At 63.1% G+C, this 17,352-nt stretch carries 18 protein-coding genes and 3 tRNA genes; 12 read left to right on the forward strand and 9 right to left on the reverse strand.

The genetic code is table 11. The features are described 5' to 3' along the window. Positions 1-3: 3 nt before the first annotated feature. Entirely contained in the window at positions 4-519 is a 516-nt protein-coding gene (gene hpaC / locus ATE40_RS23645) for a 4-hydroxyphenylacetate 3-monooxygenase, reductase component (RefSeq protein WP_019454962.1), read from the forward strand. 33 nt (positions 520-552) lie between these two features. Here the strand turns inward: hpaC and ampH are convergent, their stop codons facing one another. Both ampH and ATE40_RS23655 read right to left on the reverse strand, forming a co-directional pair. Then, positions 553-1,695: a D-alanyl-D-alanine-carboxypeptidase/endopeptidase AmpH gene (gene ampH, locus ATE40_RS23650; RefSeq protein WP_063918107.1), complete on the reverse strand. Its 1,143-nt coding sequence runs from the start codon at positions 1,693-1,695 to the stop codon at positions 553-555. A gap of 126 nt (positions 1,696-1,821) precedes the next feature. Then, the gene (locus tag ATE40_RS23655) at positions 1,822-2,580 is read right to left on the reverse strand and encodes a FadR/GntR family transcriptional regulator (RefSeq protein ID WP_063918108.1); all 759 of its coding nucleotides are present in this window, start codon (positions 2,578-2,580) and stop codon (positions 1,822-1,824) included. Between the two features lie 235 nt (positions 2,581-2,815). On the opposite strand from ATE40_RS23655, the gene ATE40_RS23660 reads away from it, so the two are divergent. From ATE40_RS23660 to fucP, 7 genes are read left to right on the forward strand one after another with little or no spacing between them, the layout of a single operon-like run. Next, positions 2,816-3,556, forward strand: a complete 741-nt coding sequence (locus tag ATE40_RS23660; RefSeq protein ID WP_019454965.1) for an SDR family oxidoreductase — start codon at positions 2,816-2,818, stop codon at positions 3,554-3,556. Between the two features lie 25 nt (positions 3,557-3,581). Then, the gene (locus ATE40_RS23665; protein WP_063918109.1) at positions 3,582-4,427 is read left to right on the forward strand and encodes a fumarylacetoacetate hydrolase family protein; all 846 of its coding nucleotides are present in this window, start codon (positions 3,582-3,584) and stop codon (positions 4,425-4,427) included. A 14-nt stretch (positions 4,428-4,441) separates the two neighbouring features. Continuing rightward, the gene (locus ATE40_RS23670; protein ID WP_063918110.1) at positions 4,442-5,719 is read left to right on the forward strand and encodes an L-fuconate dehydratase; all 1,278 of its coding nucleotides are present in this window, start codon (positions 4,442-4,444) and stop codon (positions 5,717-5,719) included. A gap of 14 nt (positions 5,720-5,733) precedes the next feature. After that, positions 5,734-6,597 carry an amidohydrolase family protein gene (locus ATE40_RS23675; RefSeq protein WP_063918111.1) on the forward strand — a complete coding sequence of 288 codons (864 nt, stop codon included), beginning with the start codon at positions 5,734-5,736 and terminating at the stop codon, positions 6,595-6,597. Continuing rightward, positions 6,575-7,351, forward strand: a complete 777-nt coding sequence (locus tag ATE40_RS23680) for an L-fucose dehydrogenase (RefSeq protein WP_063918112.1) — start codon at positions 6,575-6,577, stop codon at positions 7,349-7,351. The genes ATE40_RS23675 and ATE40_RS23680 overlap by 23 nt, the downstream gene beginning before the upstream one ends. Continuing rightward, the gene (locus ATE40_RS23685) at positions 7,348-7,707 is read left to right on the forward strand and encodes an L-rhamnose mutarotase (protein ID WP_063918113.1); all 360 of its coding nucleotides are present in this window, start codon (positions 7,348-7,350) and stop codon (positions 7,705-7,707) included. Before ATE40_RS23680 ends, ATE40_RS23685 begins: the two co-directional genes overlap by 4 nt. A gap of 40 nt (positions 7,708-7,747) precedes the next feature. Continuing rightward, positions 7,748-8,977, forward strand: coding sequence for an L-fucose:H+ symporter permease (gene fucP, locus ATE40_RS23690; RefSeq protein ID WP_063918114.1), 1,230 nt, complete (start codon positions 7,748-7,750; stop codon positions 8,975-8,977). Position 8,978: 1 nt separating this feature from the next. On the opposite strand, the gene ATE40_RS23695 is transcribed toward fucP, so the two are convergent. Then, positions 8,979-10,181, reverse strand: coding sequence for an MFS transporter (locus ATE40_RS23695; RefSeq protein WP_063918115.1), 1,203 nt, complete (start codon positions 10,179-10,181; stop codon positions 8,979-8,981). A gap of 108 nt (positions 10,182-10,289) precedes the next feature. Here ATE40_RS23695 and ATE40_RS23700 point away from each other — a divergent pair, with 108 nt between their 5' ends. Beyond that, positions 10,290-11,201: a LysR family transcriptional regulator gene (locus ATE40_RS23700; RefSeq protein ID WP_063918116.1), complete on the forward strand. Its 912-nt coding sequence runs from the start codon at positions 10,290-10,292 to the stop codon at positions 11,199-11,201. Between the two features lie 10 nt (positions 11,202-11,211). Here ATE40_RS23700 and ATE40_RS23705 read toward each other — a convergent pair whose 3' ends face one another. Beyond that, on the reverse strand, positions 11,212-12,408 hold the full coding sequence (locus ATE40_RS23705) for an MFS transporter (RefSeq protein ID WP_063918117.1): 1,197 nt from the start codon (positions 12,406-12,408) through the stop codon (positions 11,212-11,214). A gap of 137 nt (positions 12,409-12,545) precedes the next feature. Here ATE40_RS23705 and ATE40_RS23710 point away from each other — a divergent pair, with 137 nt between their 5' ends. Beyond that, complete coding sequence (locus tag ATE40_RS23710) at positions 12,546-13,142, forward strand: TetR/AcrR family transcriptional regulator (protein WP_019454975.1); 597 nt, start codon at positions 12,546-12,548, stop codon at positions 13,140-13,142. Positions 13,143-13,178: 36 nt separating this feature from the next. On the opposite strand, the gene ATE40_RS23715 is transcribed toward ATE40_RS23710, so the two are convergent. Next, a complete protein-coding gene (locus tag ATE40_RS23715) occupies positions 13,179-14,258 on the reverse strand; it encodes a GGDEF domain-containing protein (RefSeq protein ID WP_025159610.1) in 1,080 nt (359 codons plus the stop codon). 258 nt (positions 14,259-14,516) lie between these two features. Between ATE40_RS23715 and ATE40_RS23720 the strand changes: the two genes are divergently transcribed. Beyond that, the gene (locus tag ATE40_RS23720) at positions 14,517-14,801 is read left to right on the forward strand and encodes a DUF1435 domain-containing protein (RefSeq protein WP_025159611.1); all 285 of its coding nucleotides are present in this window, start codon (positions 14,517-14,519) and stop codon (positions 14,799-14,801) included. A gap of 88 nt (positions 14,802-14,889) precedes the next feature. On the opposite strand, the gene ATE40_RS23725 is transcribed toward ATE40_RS23720, so the two are convergent. From ATE40_RS23725 to ATE40_RS23740, 4 genes are all read right to left on the reverse strand, one after another. Continuing rightward, positions 14,890-14,976 (reverse strand) — tRNA-Leu (locus ATE40_RS23725). Between the two features lie 42 nt (positions 14,977-15,018). Next, a tRNA-Leu gene (locus ATE40_RS23730) sits at positions 15,019-15,105 on the reverse strand. Positions 15,106-15,140: 35 nt separating this feature from the next. Next, positions 15,141-15,227, reverse strand: a tRNA-Leu gene (locus ATE40_RS23735). Between the two features lie 72 nt (positions 15,228-15,299). Next, positions 15,300-16,244: a LysR family transcriptional regulator gene (locus tag ATE40_RS23740; protein ID WP_019454978.1), complete on the reverse strand. Its 945-nt coding sequence runs from the start codon at positions 16,242-16,244 to the stop codon at positions 15,300-15,302. Between the two features lie 118 nt (positions 16,245-16,362). Between ATE40_RS23740 and ATE40_RS23745 the strand changes: the two genes are divergently transcribed. Further along, a complete protein-coding gene (locus ATE40_RS23745; RefSeq protein WP_063918118.1) occupies positions 16,363-17,313 on the forward strand; it encodes an aldo/keto reductase in 951 nt (316 codons plus the stop codon). The last annotated feature ends 39 nt before the right edge of the window (positions 17,314-17,352 follow it).

Here is a 17,352-nt window from a genome sequence, read left to right on the forward strand (position 1 = left end):
TGTATGTCTCAGGAAAATGAACAGCGGTTGCGCTTTCGCGATGCCATGGCCAGCCTGTCGGCGGCGGTGAATATCGTCACTACCGATGGCCCGGCGGGGCGCTGCGGCATCACCGCCACGGCGGTGTGCTCGGTAACCGATACGCCGCCGACGCTGCTGGTGTGCATCAATCGCAACAGCGCGATGAACCCGGTGTTTCAGGAAAACGGCAGGCTGTGCGTCAACGTGCTCAACCACGAGCAGGAGCTGATGGCGCGCCACTTCGCCGGCATGACCGGCGTCAGCATGGAGGAGCGTTTCCGGCTGGAAGAGTGGCAGCTTGGCGCGCTGGGGCAGCCGGTGCTGCGCAATACCCTGGCCAGCCTGGAAGGGGAGATCGAACAGATCCAGAGCATCGGCACCCACCAGATGTACCTGGTGCAGATCAAGCAGATCGCGCTGAGCGAAGCCGGCAACGGTCTGATCTACTTCAAGCGCAACTTCCATTCGGTGATCCACCAGATGGCGGTGCCGGCCTGAGGCGTTGGGGCGCAGCAGCCTGCGCCCCGCGTTTCAACTCTTGTTGGCTGCCAGATCGCTCACCAGGCGGTTGACCGGATCGCTCATGTTGGTGAACTTGCTTAGCTCTGAGCGTGTCACCACCACGAACACCCCGACGTTTTTCGCCGGAATCATCGCCATGTAGGTAATGAATCCGCCGCCGCCGCCGGTCTTCTGAATGATGCCCGGCAGCCCGTCTTTCGGTGCCATATACACCCAACCCAATCCCAGCGCATCCGCTTGCCCCGGCACGTCCATGCCCTTCAGCGACACCAGATCGTGGCGCTGGAAGTACATGGTTTGCTCGCTGGCGGCGGTGGCTTTGCGCGGGCCGCTGGCGCTGGAAGAGAGGAACTGCTGCATCCAGCGCTGCATGTCGCGCGGGGTCGAGTAGACGCCGCCGCTGCCGGCTGCGGCGGTGGTGTCGCGGCAGGCGCTTGGGCCGGCCGCCGCCACCATCAGGCGAGAGCACTGTTCGGGGCTTGGCGTCAGCGTGGTGTCGACCATGCCGAGCGGCGCGGTGATTTTCTCTTTCAGCAGCGCGTTGTAAGGCTTGCCCGCGGCGCGCGACAGCGCATCGGCCAGCAGGTCATACGCCAGGTTGGAGTAGGCGGCGTGCACCCCCGGCGGCACCGTGACGTTGGCGTGCGCCAGCCACTGCCAGCGCTGGGCCTTGGTCGGCCAGGTGAACACCGGCGTTTTCGGCGGCTTCTTGCCCGGCTGCTCGCGCGGCAGCGAACTGGTGTGGGTCGCCAGGTTCAGCAGGGTGATCGGTTGACCGGCGTTGTAAGCCGGTACATAGGCGCCTTTGGGGGCGTACTTGCGCAGCGGGTCGGTCAGCTTGACCTGGCCATCCGCCGCCATTTTCACCATCACTTCGCTGGTCATCAGCTTGGTGATCGAGGCGATGCGGATCAGGGAATCCGGGCGCGGGCGCAGGTTGTTGCCGGGTTTGGTGTCGCCAAAGCTGCGGTTAACCACCTGATTGCCGTCGATCACTACCAGCGCCATGCCGGTGGCGCCGCTGTTGTAGAAAATATGTTCGGCATACTGGTCGACGATTTGCGAAGCCAGCTGCGGGGGCGCGGCCTGCACGGTCAGCGGCGCGGCGCACAGGCCCAGCGCCAGCAATAAAGCGGAGACAGAGTTCTTCAACGGTCGTTATCCATTTAACAATGCAGCGGGAAAGGGCGTCATTCGTCGCCCAGTGTAATGCGCCCAGGCCCCGGCTGCATGTAGAAAAAAGAGCGGTGACGATAAAATTTTTTAACCGCCGGCGGCCTACTGCGCGCGGGCGAAAATGGCGATCACTTCGTCCAGGTGCGCCTTCATCGCCTTGCGGGCGCCGCGCACGTCGCGCGCTTCGATCGCTGCCAGGATCGCCCGGTGTTCCAGTTCGGAGCGGTGCGGCATATCGTCCGGCGTATAGTGGCGCTGCAGCACGCGGAACATGCTGCCGTAGCGGTGGCCGAGCAGGTGGCCGATGATGAACGCATAGGCCGGGTTGCCGCTGGCCTGGGCGATGCGGATGTGGAACAGCCGATCGCCGGGGTGGGTGGCGGAACCGGCCCGGTTATCGCGGCAGTTCTGCTCATAGGCGGCGCGGATGCCCGCCAGTTCTTCGTCGGTGGCGTGGCGCGCGGCCAGCGCGGCGGTTTCCGGTTCGATCAGCAGGCGGGTTTGCAGCAGAGAAAACGGCGGCAGCTCGGCGTTGAAATCCAGCTCGATGTTCAACTCGTCGTCGATCTCCGCCCACTGGTTGCGGCCGGCCTGGGCCATCACCGGCTCCTTCGACGTCGCCAGCGGCGTTGGCGAACGCACGATCACCCCGTTGCCGACCTTAACGTCCACCAGGCCGATCACTTCCAGCGCGATCAGCGCCTCGCGCACCGACGCGCGGCTGACCTGCAACTGCTGGGCAAGATCGCGCTCCGAGGGCAGACGGCTGCCCGGCGGAAATTCGTTATTTTCGATAAGACGTTTGAGCTGATCAGCTATCTGTCTGTAAATTCGTGGGTTTTCCAGTCGGGTAATCGGCATTTTTGACCTTTGACGATTCGGCGTTCAGTGATTTGGCGCACAATTATGCGACAAGGCGCTTGAGTAATCGTTATTCAAGTGTAAAAAAATGGTTAATTGAAATGCGGTTTCAAGGCTGTTTTATTAACTTCTTCCCCCAACGATAACGCGTAAAGCGTCTTTTGTCATGTTAGAGGCCTGACCTTTAATCGCCCTTAGTGGCCTGACCATTAGACCTTTAGGCCGAGGAGTCAAGATGGATTTAACCGGGAAACGCGTACTGATCACCGCCGCTGGGCAAGGGATCGGATTCACCACCGCCAGGCTGTTCGCTGCCGCCGGCGCCGAAGTGATCGCCAGCGACATTAACCTCGAGCGCCTGCAGGGCTGCGCCGGGATCCGCGCGCTGACGCTGAACGTCACCGATCCGGCCGCCATCGCGGCGGCGGCGGAAGCGATCGGCCCGATCGATGTGCTGTTCAACTGCGCCGGCGTGGTGCACAGCGGATCGATCCTCGATTGCAGCGAAGATCAGTGGGCGTTCGCGCTCGATCTCAACGTGACCGCGATGTTCCGCATGATCCGCGCCTTCCTGCCGGGCATGTTGGCGCGCGGCAAAGGCTCGATCATCAATATGTCCTCGGTGGCCTCGAGCGTGAAAGGGGTGCCGAACCGCTTCGCCTACGGCGCCAGCAAGGCGGCGGTGATCGGCCTGACGCGCTCGGTGGCGGCGGATTACGTCACCCAGGGCATCCGCTGCAACGCCATCTGCCCCGGTACGGTGGAATCGCCGTCGCTGCGCCAGCGCATCGCCGAGCAGGCGCGCGAGCAGGGGCGCAGCGAGCAAGAGGTGTATCAGGCGTTCGTCGCCCGCCAGCCGATCGGGCGCATCGGTACCACCGAGGAGATCGCCCAATTGGCGCTGTATCTGGCCTCTGACGCCAGCTCATACACCACCGGCACGGTGCAGATCATCGACGGCGGCTGGAGCAACTGAACCGTCATTTTTGAGAGAGGAAGGCATGAAACTTTTACGTTACGGGCAACCCGGGCAAGAACGCCCCGGCATGTTGGATGCGCAAGGTCGCCTGCGCGATCTGTCGCAGCATATCGCCGACGTGGGCGGCGCTGCGTTATTGCCGGCGTCGCTGGCCAAACTGCGCGCGCTGGACAGCGCCGCGCTGCCGCTGGTCGAAGGGCAGCCGCGCCTCGGCGCCTGTGTCGGCGGCATCGGCAAGTTTATCTGTATTGGCCTGAACTACGCCGATCACGCAGCGGAAACCGGCGCGGCTATCCCTGAAGAGCCGGTGGTGTTTAACAAATGGACCAGCGCGGTGGTTGGCCCCAACGATCGGGTGGAGATCCCGCGCGGTTCGCAGAAAACCGACTGGGAAGTGGAGCTGGGCGTGGTGATCGGCCAGGGCGGGCGCTACATCAGCGAAGCGGACGCGATGCGCCACGTCGCCGGCTACTGCGTGATCAACGATGTCTCTGAACGCGAATATCAAATTGAGCGCGGCGGCACCTGGGACAAGGGCAAAGGCTGCGACACCTTCGGGCCGATCGGCCCCTGGTTGGTCACCGCCGACGAAATCGCCGATCCGCACAGCCTGAATCTGTGGCTGGAGGTGGACGGCAAGCGCTATCAGGACGGCAACACCAGCACCATGATCTTCCGCATTCCGCAGATCGTCAGTTACCTCAGCCGCTTCATGAGCCTGCAGCCGGGCGACGTGATCTCCACCGGCACGCCGCCGGGCGTCGGCATGGGGCAGAAACCGCAGCCTATCTATCTGCGGGCGGGCCAGACGATGCGTCTGGGTATTGAAGGGCTGGGCGAACAGCGCCAGCAAACCGTACAGGCTTAACCGGGAGCGCTGCCATGACCACCATTACCGCACTGCGGGTTGAAGACATTCGTTTCCCCACGTCGCTGGGGCTGGACGGATCCGACGCCATGAATCCGGATCCCGACTATTCCGCCGCTTACGTGATCCTGGAGACCGATCGCGCTGATCTCAGCGGCCACGGGCTGACGTTCACCATCGGCCGCGGCAACGAGATCTGCTGCGCGGCGATCCGCGCGCTGGAGCATCAGATCGTCGGCGAACGGCTGGAGACGATCGCCGCCGACATGGGCGCCTTCTGGCGGCACTTCACCAGCGACAGCCAGCTGCGCTGGATCGGGCCGGACAAAGGCGCTATTCACCTGGCGACCGGCGCGGTGGTCAACGCGGTGTGGGATCTGTGGGCCAAATCGGTCGGCAAACCGGTGTGGCGGTTGGTGGCGGAGATGACGCCGGAGGAGCTGGTGCGCTGCATCGACTTCCGTTACATCACCGACTGCATCACGCCGCAGGAAGCGCTGGCGCTGCTCAAGCAGCGGGCCGAGGGCAAAGAACGCCGCCTGGAACGGCTGCTGCAGGAAGGGTATCCCTGCTACACCACTTCGGCAGGGTGGTTGGGTTATCCGGACGACAAGCTGCGCCGCCTGTGCCAGGAGGCGGTCGACGCCGGTTTCTCCTACCTGAAACTGAAGGTCGGGCGCGATCTGGAAGACGACATCCGCCGGGTGCGCATCGCCCGCGAGGTGATCGGCCCGGATCGCCGGCTGATGATCGACGCCAACCAGGTGTGGGAAGTCGATGAAGCCATTCCGTGGGTGAAGCATCTGGCGTTCGCTAAGCCCTGGTTTATCGAAGAGCCGACCAGCCCGGACGACGTGGAAGGGCATCGCCGCATCCGCGAAGGGGTGGCGCCGGTCAAGGTGGCCACCGGCGAGATGTGCCAGAACCGCATCATGTTCAAGCAGTTCATCATGCGCGGCGCGGTGGACGTGGTGCAGATCGATGCCTGTCGCCTCGGCGGCGTCAACGAAGTGTTGGCGGTAATGCTGATGGCGGCCAAATACCAGTTGCCGGTCTGTCCGCATGCCGGCGGCGTCGGGCTGTGCGAATACGTGCAGCACCTGTCGATGATCGACTATCTGTGCATCGCCGGCACCCACGAGGGCCGGGTGATCGAGTATGTCGATCATCTGCATGAGCACTTTGTCGATCCTTGCGTAATCAAGGGCGCGGCCTACATGCCGCCGAGCCGGCCCGGCTATTCGATCGAGATGCATCCGGCGTCGATCGAGCAGTATCGGTTCCGCGGGTGAGGCAGGGGGATCCCATGCTGCGCATCGACGCTCACCAGCACTACTGGCGCTACCACCCGCAGCACTACCCGTGGATCGACGAGCAGATGCGCGTGCTGCGGCAGGATTTTGGGCCGACCCAGCTGCGGCCGCTGTTGCAGGCGCACGGTTTCGACGGCGCGCTGGCGGTGCAGGCGCGTCCCAGCGAGGAAGAGACGCTGGCCCTGCTGGCGCTGGCTGAGCAGAGCGAGGGCGTATGCGGCGTGGTGGGGTGGCTGGATATCGCTTCGCCACAGCTGGCGCAGCGTCTGGAGGCCTTGCAGCCTTATCGCGCGCTGCGCGGGGTGCGCCATCAGGTGCAGGACGAGGCGGAGCCGGCAGCCTGGCTGGCGCGGCCAGAGGTGGAGCGCGGCATGCAGACGCTGCAGCGCGCCGGGTATGTATACGAGATCCTGGTGACGCACCGGGATCTGGCGGCCGCGGCGGCGTTCGCCGCCCGCCACGACCAACACTGGCTGGTGTTGGATCATCTCGGTAAGCCGGACGTGGCGCGCGGTGCGCGGCACTGGGCGCAGCAAATCCGGCCGCTGGCGGCATTACCGCACGTGGCCTGCAAGCTCTCGGGGCTGATCACCGAGGCACCGGGCGGCCGGTGGCGGGCGGAGGAGCTACTGCCGTTCTTCGCCGCCGCGCTGGAGGCTTTCGGCCCGCAGCGGCTGATGTTCGGCTCCGACTGGCCGGTGTGCCTGTTGGCCGGCGACTACCGTCAGGTGGTGCAACTGTGCGAACAGGCGCTGTCGACGCTGGGGGCCGCCGAACAGGCGGCAATTTGGGGCGGCACCGCCTGGCGAATTTACGGTTTAACGGAGTCTGGTTATGGATCTGTATCTGCAAGATAAGGTGGTGTTGGTTACCGGCGGCGGTTCCGGCATTGGCGCGGCGATTTCTCATGTGCTGGCCGAAGAGGGAGCGATTCCGGTGCTGGTCACCAACGCCGCGCCGGAGGCGGCGCTGCTGGCTGATTTGCAGCGGCTGCAGCCGCGCACCGAGGTGATCCTCACCGAATTGTGCGACGAGGCGGCCTGCCGCTGCGCGGTTAGCCAGACGCTGGCGACCTTCGGCCGCATCGACGGGCTGGTGAATAACGCCGGGGTCAACGATGGCGTCGGGCTGGAGGCGGGGCGCGAAGCGTTCGTCGGCTCGCTGGAAAAGAATCTGGTGCACTACTACCTGATGGCGCACCTGTGCCAGGCGGCGCTGCGGGAGAGCCGAGGCTCCATCGTCAACATCGCCTCCAAGACCGCGCTCAGCGGGCAGGGGGGTACCAGCGGTTACACCGCCGCCAAGGGCGCGGTGCTGGCGCTGACGCGCGAATGGGCGGTGTCGCTGCGCCATGACGGGGTGCGGGTGAACGCGGTGGTGCCGGCGGAGGTGATCACCCCGCAGTACCAGCGCTGGCTCAACACCTTCGCCGAGCCGCAGCGGCAGATGGAGAAAATCACTGCGCGCATTCCGCTCGGACAGCGCATGACCACGCCGCAGGAGATCGCCGATACCGTGGCGTTTCTGCTGTCATCGCGGTCATCGCACACCACCGGGCAATGGCTGTCGGTGGACGGCGGCTACCTGCATCTCGATCGGGCGCTGACGTGAGCGGCGCGGCGGCTGGGCGGCGCCGTTTCTGCCAGGCGCTCGATCTGATCGACTCACCGGCGCTGATTGCGGAGTACCAGCAGCATCACCAGCGCATTTGGCCGGGCATCGCCGCGCATTTGCGCGAGCACGGCATTCTGGAGATGGAGATTTACCGGTTGGGCACCCGGCTGTTCATGATCGTGGAGGTCTGCGCCGACTTCGACGCCGCGCGCTTTGACGCCGCCAGCCTGAACAACCCCGAAGTACAGCGATGGGAAGCGCTGATGTGGCACTACCAGGCCGCCACCCCCTGGACGCCGCAGGGCGAAAAATGGGTGGAAATGACGCGGATTTTCTCTCTGCAACAGCAATAACGCCGACATCAACATCGCTAGCCGATACGAGGATATCACCATGCTTGCTGAAAAAAGCGCGGCCTCCGCGCAGCCGGGCGTCCCCGTGACCGCCAACCTGCGCTGGGCCTTTATCCTGGTCACCAGCCTGTTCTTCATGTGGGGGCTGTCCTATGGCCTGCTGGACGTATTAAACAAACATTTTCAGGAGACGCTGCACGTCACCAAGGCGCAGTCGGGGCTGCTGCAGGCGGCCTATTTCGGCGCCTATTTCCTGGTGGCGCTGCCCGCCGGCTATTTCATGGACCGCAAGGGCTATAAGGCGGGCATTCTGGTCGGGCTGTGCCTGTATGCGCTGGGGGCGCTGCTGTTCGTGCCGGCGGCGTCGGCCAACAGCTTCGGCGTGTTCCTGTTCGCGTTGTTCGTTATCGCCAGCGGCCTGGGCTGCCTGGAAACGGCGGCCAACCCTTACGCCACGGTGCTGGGCGACGCGCAGGGCGCCGAACGGCGGCTGAACCTGGCCCAGTCGTTCAACGGCCTCGGGCAGTTTATCGGCCCGCTGATCGGCGGCACGCTGTTCTTCTCCGCCAGCCAATCCGCCGGCGGCGGCGATCAGAGCGCGGTGAAGATGACCTACGTGGCGATCGCCGCGCTGGTACTGCTGATCGCGCTGTTGTTCAGCCGCACCCGGCTGCCGGCGATCCGCGAGGAGGAGAAACCGGTGCACGGCGTGATAGCGCAGGGACTGTGGCAGCATCCGCATTTCGTCGGCGGGGTCATCACGCAGTTCTTTTACGTGGCGGCGCAGGTGGGCGTGGGGGCATTCTTCATCAACTACGCCACCGAGCACTGGCGCGATGTGTCCAACCAGAGCGCTTCTTACCTGCTGTCGATCGCCATGATCTGCTTTATGGTCGGGCGCTTCTTCAGCACCTGGCTGATGGGGCGGGTCAAGCCGGCGACGCTGCTGGCGGCCTATGCGCTGATCAACATCGCGCTGTGCGGCGTGGTGATGCTGAGCGTCGACGGAGTGTCGGTGGTGGCGCTGATCGCGGTGTTCTTCTTTATGTCGATCATGTTCCCAACCATTTTCGCCCTGGGGGTGAAAAATCTGGGCAAGCACACCAAACGCGCCAGTTCCTTCATGATCATGGCGATCGTCGGCGGCGCCATCATGCCGTACTTTATGGGGGGGCTGGCCGACCGCTACAGCACCGCGCTCTCTTATCTGCTGCCGCTGCTGTGCTTCGCGGTGGTGCTGGTTTACGGCCTGCGGCAGCGCCGCGCCTGATTCAACCCGGCGGCGAATCGGCCTTCGCCGCCGTTGTCAGCGCCTGTGGGCGCGTTCGCATCAGGATCGCCAACGCCAGCAGCAGCACCATGCCGGACAGCGCACCGTTTATCGTCAAGCCTCCGGCGTCCACCACCAGCCCGCCCGCCAGCGAACCGCAGGAAATCGCCAGGTTAAACAGCGCGATATACAGCGAAGAGGCGACCTCGACCGCGTCGGGCGCCGCCTTGAGCATCCACGCCATCAGCGAAACGGAAACGCCGCCGTAGGCGATGCCCCACAGCAGGAGGAAGGCGCCGCCGCTCATCGGCGCGTGGCCCAGCAGCGGCAGCAGCAGGACGGCGAGCGCCAGCCCGAGGGCGATCAGCGCCAGGGTGCGGCGCAGCCGTTTGGCGGCGGCCTGGCCGGCGATGAAATTCCCGATGATGCCGGCGACGCCGTAGGCGAACAGCAACGGCCCCATCCAGCGGCCCTCGATGCCGGCAACCGTCTGCAGCAGCGGGCGGACAAAGGTGTAAGCCATAAAGTGGCCGGCGACCAGCAGAAACGTCAGCAGCAGCCCGGTCAGCAGCCGGCGATTCGCACGCTGCGCGGTGAACGACCGCCAGCTCACCGCCTGCGTGACCGGCAGCGGTGGCAGCACGCACAGCAGCAGCAGCAGGGTCAGCGCCGCCAGGACGGCGACGGCCAGAAACGCCAGGCGCCAGCCCAGCGCCTCGCCGAGGAACACCCCGAACGGCACGCCGAACACCGAGGCCGCCGCCACGCCGCCGAAGATGATCGACAGCGCCAATCCGACGGAGGCCGGCGGCACCAGACGTTCCGCCAGCCCGCCGGCGATGACCCAGATACCGCCGATGCAAAAGCCCAGCAGGATGCGAGCGGCGAACAGCAGGGCCATGGAGGTGGCGGCGGCGGCCAGCAGGTTGGCGGCGATCAGCAGCAGCAGAAAGCCCACCAACAGGCGGCGGCGATCCGTGCGCCGGGCGCCCAGCACCACCAGCGGGGCGAACAGCGCGGCGAACAGGGCTGGCAGAGAAATCAGCAGCCCCGCGCGGCCGACCGTCGCGTTCAGCGTGCTGACGATCGGGGTCAGCAGCCCGACGGGTAGCATTTCTGCGGTAACGACGGTGAAGGTGGACAGGCCGATGGCGAAGGTCGCCAGCCAGGGTTTTGCGCCGCCGTCGGCGTGTAAGGCATTCATAAGGATCCTCCCAGCAGATGAATAACCTCAGTGTATCCGCGCCAAAATGGCTGATAAACTGGCCTTGATGCGCAATATTGGGGACAAAACGTGGCTAATTTACCGTCTATGCCGTTGGATAACCTGACCGATCTGCTGGTGTTCATTCGCGTCGCCGACGCCTGTAGCTTCACGCTGGCGGCCGAGAGGCTGGGCATCTCCCGATCGGCGGCGGGCAAATGCGTGAACCGGTTGGAGGAGCGACTGGCCACCCGGCTGCTGCAGCGCACCACGCGCAGCGTCAGCCTGACCGAAGACGGCGCGGTGTTTTACGAATATGCGCAGCGCATCCTGTCGCAGGCCGAAGAGGCGGAAACAGCGCTCAATACGCGGCGGCAAACCCCGCGCGGGCGGCTGCGGCTGGATTTGCCGGTCGCGTTGGGGCGGTTGCATATTCTGCCGATTTTGCGGGAGTTTTTGGCGCAGTGGCCGGAGGTGGACGCCGACGTCAGCTTTTCCGATGATTACAGCGATCTGGTGCGCGACGGTATCGACGTGGCTGTCCGCGTCGGCGGCAGCGACGACAGCCGGCTGGTGCGGCGGGTGCTCGCGCCGCATCGTCTGATCACCTGCGCTGCGCCGGACTATCTGGTGCGGCACGGTACGCCTGCGAAACCGGAGGCGTTGGGCGATCACCAGACGCTGGTCTTCAGCCATCAGGGGCTGCCGGCGCCCTGGCGCTATCGGGTCAACGGTCAACTGCACGAACAGCCGGTGCGCGGCCGGATGCGTTTCAACAACGTCGAGGCCTTGCGGGATGCGGCCGTCGCCGGGGCCGGCCTGTGCCAGGTGGGGGCGTTTCTGGTCGGCGAACAGATTGCGGCCGGCACGCTGGTACCGGTGCTGGAGCGCTATTGTCGCCCAGGGCCGCCGATCTGCGCCGTCTATCCCAGCCGGCGCCACCTCTCCCCCAAGGTGAAGCTGTTCCTCGCGGCGATCGAACAGCGCTGGCAGGGCAAGGCGATTTGGGAAACCGCTTAGCGCGGGCGGCTCACGCCGCTTGCACGGCCAGCGTTCGCCGCATTAAGCGATAGCCGCCGGCCGCCACCGCCATAACCACCAGGCCGGCAATGAGCGTGACGCCGAAGCCGGCCTTGATCCCCACCGCATCGATCGCCAGCCCCGCCAGGGCGGCGCCGAGCGCCACGCCAATCCCCAGGCCGGTCACCATCCAGGTCAATCCTTCCGTCAAGCGTGAAGGCGGCACGAGGCGTTCAACCAACCCCATGGCGACGATCATGGTTGGCGCGAAAAACAGTCCGGCGACAAACATCGCCGCCGCCAGCGTTAAGACATTGTGCACCCACAGCAGCGGCAGCGCGGTGAGTGCGGTGGCGAAGGCGGCGTATAAGAACTGCCGGGGCAAGGGAGACGGCAGCTTTATTGCGCCGAAAATCAGCCCGGCGAGGCAGGAGCCGCCTGCATAAACAGACAGCACGATGCTGGCGGCGGCCGGCTGCCCTTGCTGCTCGGCTAAGGCCACGCTGATGACGTCCACGGTGCCGACGATGGTGCCCAGCGCGATCAGCGCCAGCACCAGGATCTGCATCGACGGCATCGCCAGGATGGCGCGCTGCCGCTGGCGAGTGCGGGGGTAAACCGGAGGCTGAGTGCTTTTTTGCCAGGCGAACGCCGTGACGCCCGCCACCAGAAGCAGCGCGGCCGCCAAAGGGCCGGCCTCAGGGAAGAGTGAAACGCTGAGCCCCACGGCGATCGGCGGGCCGATGATAAAGGCGACCTCATCCAGTACGGATTCGAATGAAAATGCCGTGTGCAGCTGCGGCGTGCCGCGATAAATTTCGCTCCAGCGGGCTCTGACCATCGCGGAGATGCTGGGCATGCCGCCCGCGAGCGCGGCGAAGACGAACAGCGTCCAGTCCGGCGCCCGATAGTGGGTGCAGATCAGCAGCAGCAACAGGGCGAGTGCGCTGACCCCGGTGGCGTAGGGCAGCACGCGGTTTTGGCCGTGGCGGTCCGCCGCGCGTGCGATTTGCGGCGCGAGCAGCGCCATGGAAAAGGCGAATGTCGCCGCCACCGCACCCGCCAGCCAATAGGAGCCGCGTACCTGCGAAAGCATGGTGATGATGCCGATACCGGTCATTGAGATCGGCAGGCGTGCGATCAACCCGGCAGAGGAAAACGCCTTGCTGCCCGGTGCGCTGAACAGTGTGAAATAAGGATTTGCCATGAAAAGGGCTCCTGAATGTTGGCGGCTCGGTATTCGCGCAATGCCCATCATTGACATACGCCACGTATGTTACGTTAATTGACATACATGGCGTATGTCAATTATAACGTCATCAATGGCGAGACGGGAGTGAATCCATGGCACGTAAAGCGCGCACAGAAATGATTGAAGAAACCCGGCGTAAGCTGGTGGCGGCCGCCCGTCAGCAGTTCGGCGGCGTGGGGTATGCCGAGACGGTAATGGATGAGCTTACCGCGCAAGCCGGTATGACGCGCGGTGCGCTCTATCACCATTTTGGCGACAAGAAGGGATTGTTTTTGGCCGTCGTGCAGGAAATCGACGCCGAAATGGATGCGCGCCTGGCCGACATTACCGCGAGCACGCCAGATGACTGGGAGGCCTTCGCGGGCCGTTGTCGCGGTTACCTGATCATGATGACGGAGCCGCATGCGCAGCGCATTCTGTTACGCGATTCGCCTTCGGTGCTGGGAGCCGACTATCTGCAGGCCAGCAAGTTGGGTTGCATCACCTGGATGACGGGGGCTTTACAGGCGTTGATGGCGCAGCGGCGTATCGCTACCGCCGAACCGGAAGCGCTGGCGCATTTAATCAATGGTGGCCTGATGGATGCTGCGCTGTGGGTCGCACATCAGCCGGAAAAAGAAACGGCGTTGGAACAGGCGTTAGCCGGTCTGAACCTGTTGCTGAACGGGCTGCGTTTTCCCGTCGCTTAAATGTTGAAGCCGGCCACCGCGCGTTGCGGCGGCGGCTTAGGAGTGAAGGGGAGCGGGCTGGACGTTTTGCGCCAGCTGGATATTGTTGCGGCCGCTGTGTTTCGCCAGGTAGAGCGCAGCGTCGGCTGCACCGATCGCCGATTCGACGTCCAGCTTTTCCAATGCCGAGATGCCGGCGCTGAGCGTCAGCGTGCCGCTGTGCTGTGGGCTGGCGCCGTGCGGGATGTTCAGTTCCGCCACCCGCTGGCGTACCCGTTCTGCCAGTTGCGCCGCGTAGCCTTCGTGCACGTTGGTCAGCAGCACCAAAAACTCTTCCCCGCCGTAGCGCACCACGATATCGCGCGAACGCACCGCATCGCGGATGGCGACCGCCACTTGTACCAGCGCCCGATCGCCCATCGCATGGCCGTAGCTGTCGTTGTAGACCTTAAAGTGGTCGATATCCAGCAGCAATACGTAGTGGCGGCCGGTTTGCGGCTCCAGCAGCATATTGATCTTATTCTCCAGCCCACGTCGGTTATAAAGGCCGGTCAGGGGATCGAGCATGCTCAAATTATTGAATCTGTCCCGTTCGTTATACAGATTGGCCACCAACGCATGGGTGAAGATTTCGCTGCGTTTCAACATCAGATGATGGAGCGAGAAAGCAATAATAGGTAATACCGTAGTGAATAATATCCGCAGGGTATTATGCATGCCGTCCAGGGCCAGGATCATCATTGCAGAGGGCACGGCGTGCAAACAAAAGGCGGTGAAGTTATCCGTCAGAGAAATAGCGCTGATAAAAAAGATACTGAACAAACTAATTAATAAAAAATCTTGGTTATTCGGTAGGCAATACTGACTTTTGACATAGATATGTGCGGCCCACAGCAGGCCGAGCACGCTGGCGAACAGGTTGAGTTTGCACTGGTATTGCCGCGGTGTGTACAACGAAAATAGCGCCGCCGCCAGACAAAATAACGGTATGCATAATAAAGGCAGAGTAAAAGAAGGGACATCCCTAAAAGGGAACAATAACGTAAATATGGAAGAGGCGGCATTCATCATTAGAAAAATAAATAATGCCAGGCGCTGCTTGCTGTTCAGTAATTCCTGATAAGAACGGGCGTTCATACGGAGGTCACTCTTTGCAAAGTCGTACTGTCGAATAATTAAGGTTGAGAAGCATTCCCTCGGCGCGAAATATCCACTTGAATTGCATGGTTGACCGTTGTGATTATTATCATGCAAACAGGACTAGGAATTTTCTTATGTCAAATTATCATTTTTTCATGCTGGTGTCATCTGGGTTTGGTCACCGTAGCGAAAATGATGCGGCGGCCAAAAAAGTGTTATATGATATTGGTTATCATTATCACTTGAGGGGGTGTCATGCTTACTGCCATGATTGCCGCATGCGGGCTGTGGGGCGTCAGTTGGTGCCTCGGCGATCGTCTGGCCAGCGCCTGGGGCGTTTTGCTGCCGTGCGCGCTGATGCCGCTGCTGGCCTTGATCGACCTGGATATGATGCAGTTGCGCACCCTGATCGTGATAGCGATGTTGGCGACGCTGGTGATGTTGTTTAACAGCCGGCTGCGTCACTATCTGCTGCTGCCTTCCTGTATGGCGTTGGCGGGCGGCCTGGCGGCCATCAGTCTGAACTTCAGCGTCGGCTAAACGCCGGAAACGGCAAAACCACGCTTATGCGTGTTTATCATCAATGCGTTGGGATTTTTTCGAGGGAACTGCCGGAGAGATCATCAATTGGTGCGAAGAGAGGGACTTGAACCCTCACGTCCGTAAGGACACTAACACCTGAAGCTAGCGCGTCTACCAATTCCGCCACCTTCGCACAGTCGATGTTGTTGCTTTGATTTATATTACGTCGCCAGCTTGGTGCGAAGAGAGGGACTTGAACCCTCACGTCCGTAAGAACACTAACACCTGAAGCTAGCGCGTCTACCAATTCCGCCACCTTCGCATCGATGCTGAGTGCAATATAAATCATGTGGTTATTGGTGCGAAGAGAGGGACTTGAACCCTCACGTCCGTAAGGACACTAACACCTGAAGCTAGCGCGTCTACCAATTCCGCCACCTTCGCGTACCAGAAACATTACCGGAGTAACGTTACCACGGAGGCGAATTCTAGAGATTTTGGCGGACACGTCAATAGTTATTTCCCCGCTTTGCGGGCGTTTGCTGGAAAAACAGCCATATCGCCGCTTTTCTGCTGGTCAAACAGCCAAATCAGCCAATCAATCAACACTCTGACCCGCGGCGCCAGGAAACGGCCGGGTGGATACATGATGTAAATCGGCATCGGCGGAGGCGGCGTTTCCGCCAACACTTCCACCAGTTCCCCCTGTTTCAGCCAGGGTGCCAGCGAATAGCGCGCCGCCTGAATCAATCCCATGCCGGCGCGCGCGCCGGCGATGTAGGCATCGGCGCCGCTGACGCTGAGCCGCGCGGGCAGCTCGCGCAGTTCCAGCTTGCCGCCGCGGCAGAATTCCAGCGGGTAATCGCGGTTGCTGGCCAGGGAAAAATAGCCCACCGCGCGATGCGGCGCCAGGCTATCGATGTCGAGTGGCGTGCCGTGAGCCTGCAGATAAGCGGGGGACGCGCAGGTCACCTGCGGCAGCTGGGCGATGCGCCGCGCCGCCAGGCCGTCGTCTTCGGTTTCCCAGGCGCGCAGCACGCAGTCTACGCCTTCGCGCAACAGATCGACGTGGGTGTCGTTGGCGCCCAGCGCCAGCGTGATGTCGGGATATCGCCGATAAAAGTCGTCCAGCGCCGGAATCACCACCTCGCGCGCCAGCGAATGGGGCATATCGATGCGCACCTTGCCGGATGGCTGCAGCTTATGCTGGCTGAACAGCGTGTCCGCCTCTTCCAGCGCCCCCAGCAACTGCACGCAGCGCTGGTAATAGAGGCTGCCTTCGCTGGTCACCTGCACCTGGCGGGTAGTGCGGATCAGCAGGCGCACGCCCAGCCGCTGTTCCAGCCGTTTCAGCGCGTTGCTGACCGTGGCGCGCGGCAGCTGCAGGCGTTCGGCCGCCCGGCTGAAGCTGCCCAGTTCGACGATGCGGGTAAAAATGCGCATGGCTTGAACCTGATCCATGTCCACTCCGGATTGTTGGCGATTTTTAAACAGTGATGTGCAATCTGCATTATTTATCTTTGCCGCGTAAACAACCAGACTTTGCTGCGTTATCCATTCACCGCATGAGGGCAGCACAATGCAACAACGTAAACTCGGTTCCAACGGTCCCGTCGTCTCCGCCCTGGGGCTGGGGTGCATGGGCATGAGCGACTTCTATTCCACCGGCGCCGATCGGCAAGAAGCCATCGCCACGCTGCACCGGGCGCTGGAGTTGGGCGTCACGTTGCTCGACACCGCCGACATGTACGGGCCGCACACCAACGAACAGCTGGTGGGGGAGGCGATCAAGGGCAAGCGGCGGCAGGTGTTCCTGGCCACCAAGTTCGGCATTCTGCGCGATCCGGCGGATCCGTCGGCGCGCGGCGTCAGCAGCCGGCCCGAGTATATCCGGCGCTCGGTGGAAGGCAGTCTGCGGCGCTTGGGCGTGGAGGAGATCGATCTCTATTATCAGCACCGGGTCGATCCGCAGGTGCCGATCGAAGATGTCGTGGGCACGATGGCGGATCTGATCCGCGAAGGCAAGATCCGCCATATCGGCCTGAGCGAGGCGTCGGTCGCCACGCTGGAGCGGGCGCACAAGGTGCATCCGATCACCGCGCTGCAGACCGAGTATTCGCTGTGGACGCGCGACGCCGAACAGGGCGTGCTGGCGGCCTGTGGGCGTCTGGGCATCGGCTTTGTGCCATACAGCCCGTTAGGGCGCGGTTTTCTCACCGGCGCTATCCGGCGGCCGGAGGATCTGGCCGAGGACGATTTCCGCCGCAGTAACCCGCGCTTCCAGGGGGAAAACTTCGCCCGCAACCTGGCGCTGGTGGAGAAGGTGGGCGAGCTGGCGGCGCAGAAGGGCGTCAAGCCTTCACAGCTGGCGTTGGCCTGGGTGTTGGCGCAGGGCGAGCACATCGTGCCGATCCCCGGCACCAAACGCCGGCGCTATCTGGAAGAGAACGTCGCCGCGGCGGAGATAACGCTGAGCGCGGCGGCCGGCGATCGCTACGGCGCGGAGTCGATGACCTATATCAACGGCTAAAAAAAAGCGCGGCCTCGGGCCGCGCTCTATCGTTTTCCG

This window comes from Serratia surfactantfaciens (assembly GCF_001642805.2).
In the GTDB taxonomy this organism is placed as follows: Bacteria; Pseudomonadota; Gammaproteobacteria; order Enterobacterales; family Enterobacteriaceae; genus Serratia; species Serratia surfactantfaciens.